The organism is Clostridium lacusfryxellense (assembly GCF_018861735.1).
Taxonomy (GTDB): domain Bacteria; phylum Bacillota; class Clostridia; order Clostridiales; family Clostridiaceae; genus Clostridium_AD; species Clostridium_AD lacusfryxellense.
In genome coordinates, this window is sequence record NZ_JAHLEB010000109.1 from 1 (window position 1) to 3,870 (window position 3,870).

Consider the following 3,870-nt stretch of genomic DNA (forward strand, 5'->3'; position numbering starts at 1 on the left):
AGGGGTATGAAGAACATAGCTGTCACCAGAAGCAATACCTTATATTGGAAAACTATTGATCACTTCATCATAAGCCTCTTGAGCTTCAGCAATTGATAATTTCGAATATATTTCAAGGGTTTTTCTGCTTTCGTGACCGGAATATGGTTGTATCAAAGCATCGTCTATGCCTTGTTTTTTTAGCCATGTAAACAAGAAATGCCTTAATTTATGGGGAGATATCATTGTTTTTAAACCAGCTTGCACAGAATATTTTTCTAAGATTTTTCTTATGCCCCTGTCGGTATATTTCTTTTTCCATGATGATTCAAATAAATAAGTGGCATTATTTTTCAGATTATTGTTACAATGTATACCAAGCACCTCTTTAAATCCCTCTGGGAAAGGAACCACACGATCCTTATTACCCTTGCCTTGATTAATTCTTATCTGACAATTAAATAAATCTATATCACTAATCTTTATGTTAACTAATTCACTGACTCTAACACCCGTATAAATTAAAACCTTGATAATTAACATGTCCTGAAAGTTTTTAGAGTTCCAAACTACTTTATAATAATTTTTTATTTCATCCTCTGTTGGCACATATGGTAATTTCCTTGCATTTCGTGGAACCTCAATTTCTAATTCTTCTCTAAGATACTTGAATAAACTTTTCAAGTAATTATAGTCAGGTCTTTCTTTACGAAGATATTTTGCAAGTTCCTTTGCTTTTTTCTTGGGAGATGTTCTTTGTAATTCAGCAGGCATTTTTTTTCACCCCCAAATGTATCCGTTTATCCATATCTAAGTTAAAATTACCATAGGGATTAACATGGCTATAAATTAATGGCGTTATAGCTCTAAAATCTTCTTTTTCCATAATATTAAACCACTCTTCCTCAGATAAAATATCTTGAATCAATAATGTATTAACATATACCATGCAGTTTTGTATTAAATGGAGAGCCAAAGCTGATATTTCCTGGTCTTCGATATTATTAGTTGAAAATTCACGACCTCTTGCGCAGAAAATAAAATTATTTGCACTATTCCAATTTTCAATAACATTTAATCCTTGGTTAATTTCTATTCGCATTTCTTCTGACATAACATATCTGCAAATAAATATAGTTTTTATTGCTCTTCCAAGCTCACTTAATGCCTGGTATGTGGGATGTTGAAGATTATTTTTAGTGAATTTTTTTAAAATAGATTCTGCATCAGCAGTACCAAGTCTTAATGCTGTTGCGTATTTTACCATTTGATCATATTGCTGTCTAATTAATTCCCAATTAATCGGTTTCTTTTTCATAACAAGTTCAATATTCGAATAATCTTCATCACTTATTTCAGGTTTATACAGTTTTTGTTTGTTGATATTTTTGATACGAGGCATTAGCTTGAAACCAAGCAAACAGCTGAACGCAAAAGCTACTTCGCTTTGTCCATGTGTGTCTACATAGTTTTTTTCTATATTCATGTCAGTACAATGCCTAAGAACACCTTCAATAGCAGAAGCAACCTCTGACGATGAACAAGATTTCACTTGAGAATATACACATAAAGACTTTTTCTCAACATGCCAGTAAATCATAATTCCTCGGCCATGATATCTGTTATGCCACTCTGCCCTTAAATTTTGGTCCCATGCTCCAAATTTTTTAGAATCTGATGCACAAGTTGTTGTCGCACTCCCCCAAATATTTTCACTGCGAATTTTCAAAGTAGCATTTACTACTTCAGCAATTGCAGCTCTTAAATTATCCTTGTTTATGAACTTTCTTTTTATGTACTCTAAATCCATATAGTTTTCATCTAAACCCTTTGAAGAAACAGCTTTTAGTCCCATATTTGTTCCCATTCCATAAAGAGAGACTAACAAACGTTTTCTTATAATTTCTCGGGTTAACCTTTCTTGAGTTGCGCTAGTTTTTAAATGTTTTGTGAAGTCAATTCTTAAGTCAGCTTCTTTAAAAACATCTAATAAATTCAAATCAGGCCAACGATTTGATATTTCACGTTTCAATTTCAAAAGATTTTTTGCCTCTGGTTGTTTTGGAGAGGGCGAAATTTTTATTCTTCCATTTCCTATATCTAGAATTTTAACCTTTTCATTTTTAGGAATAGTCTTATTTAGCTTAGATAACGAATCTTTCATAGATGATTTTATCTTTTCAATAAAGTCATTTACATCTAAAGGCTGATTTATTGCTAAGTAGTATTCCTCTTTTTTTATATCAAAGTCCTTTGGAAGATCCTCATCAGGATTCCTGTATTTATCAGCGCCACTTATCCAAACCTCTCTGCAGCGAAGCTTATCCTTTAAAGCCTGCAAGGCACACAATTCATAGTTAGCTCTCTTAATTCTAAGTGCGTTATTTTTCCCCGATTTATCTTCTATCATATCTTTCCACATAGGTCTAACAACACCCTCAATGGGAACTATTTCATCCTTTGAATAATAACGTGATTTTGAATCTAAATACTTCTTTATAAGTTCTATTGCCTTTATTATAGGCTTATATTTATCATTATTTGAATTGAAATTCAACGCATTTATTATATCCGGCAAAATACGCCTATAATGCCTTTGATAGGAAGATTTCATGTTATTATAATTTTTCTTATTTAATATATCATCACTCTTATTTTCTAACTCATTAATTAAATCCTTTAATTTTTGCTCGTCAGCTATTGGATATATTAAGTCGCATGTCTTAGCTTCTGGGCTCTCGACCACAGCTTTAGCAATTTTCAAAAGTAATTTATTTTTATTCCTAGTATAATTTGTGCTCTCTGCAAGTTCTTTTTTTATTTTTCTATTTGCACTTGTGTCTAAATTGTTCAATATTTTTATAAGTAAATCTACTAAATTATCCTTAATTTCCATTGATTTAAAATGAAAAAATATAGCTAATAGACCATTTCTCATGGCATCCGGATGCCTTCTAAATTCGCTGATATTTTCAGCTTTACTACGTTTATAATACTTTTTTAAAAGCTTTGATGGTATGTCTTTGAAAATATCTTCTGGTATCATCATACCTTCAATAGTTTTTAATTTATTAGATTCATTAAAAACACTTTTAATATTTGCACCGTCAGGATCAATATTGAAATCATTGAACCATATTATTTGTTCCATGTTGTTATTTTGTGATTCAGTAGCAAGGAACAAGTCGAAATTTTTGATAGTTTCAACTGTCAACTTATTAAAAATACTTTCAAAGATATTATTTTCATATGTATTTATAGCTGAACTGACTATTCTTTCTATTCTTTCTGGTGTGGTTGGTTCTATTTTTAGTTCCTTGAATTGCTTATATACTTCCTTCTTAACTAATTCATAATCATCATTTTTAGGGAGGACGTTACTCAAAATCCATATTTTAATCGTATCATAGTCCTGAACGGTACACTCTCTAAATAAGAAGAGCTCTCTAATTTGCTTTCTGTGATTAATTATTGACTTTCCATTCCAATCATAATCATTATAACAAGAACTATCTACTCCAATTTGTTCAGAAATATAACAAATAACTTCATTTGAAATTTCAAATTTGTCATACGGGAAACGCCCATTATTTTGAAAGAATTTATAAAGAACTGCAAAACCTATTTTTGTTTCTGCTTTTCTATTATTATTTACAAGATCTATTTCTATTTCACTAAATTTAAAGCTCTCATCAATTTTATTATTAGATTCCATATATCACCTTTCGAAAGTTCCTATAATGTCAAGAGTAGGAACTTTTATTGAGATTAGTTTACCATATCAATCTAAAACACTCAACAAAAGGCTCTAAATACACCTAAGTTCAAGTTTCAAAATGAAATTCGGAACTTTCCTATTGCTTCTGGTGACAGCTATGTTCTTCATACCCC

Annotated in this window: 2 protein-coding genes; both read right to left on the bottom strand. The window is 30.8% G+C overall.

Annotated features, from left to right (window positions below; translation table 11 throughout):
- Positions 1–39 precede the first annotated feature (39 nt).
- Positions 40–753: a tyrosine-type recombinase/integrase gene (locus tag KPL55_RS25215; RefSeq protein WP_216309511.1), complete on the bottom strand. Its 714-nt coding sequence runs from the start codon at positions 751–753 to the stop codon at positions 40–42.
- Positions 743–3,694: a Tn3 family transposase gene (locus tag KPL55_RS25220; protein WP_216309512.1), complete on the bottom strand. Its 2,952-nt coding sequence runs from the start codon at positions 3,692–3,694 to the stop codon at positions 743–745. Before KPL55_RS25220 ends, KPL55_RS25215 begins: the two co-directional genes overlap by 11 nt.
- Positions 3,695–3,870: the final 176 nt, after the last annotated feature.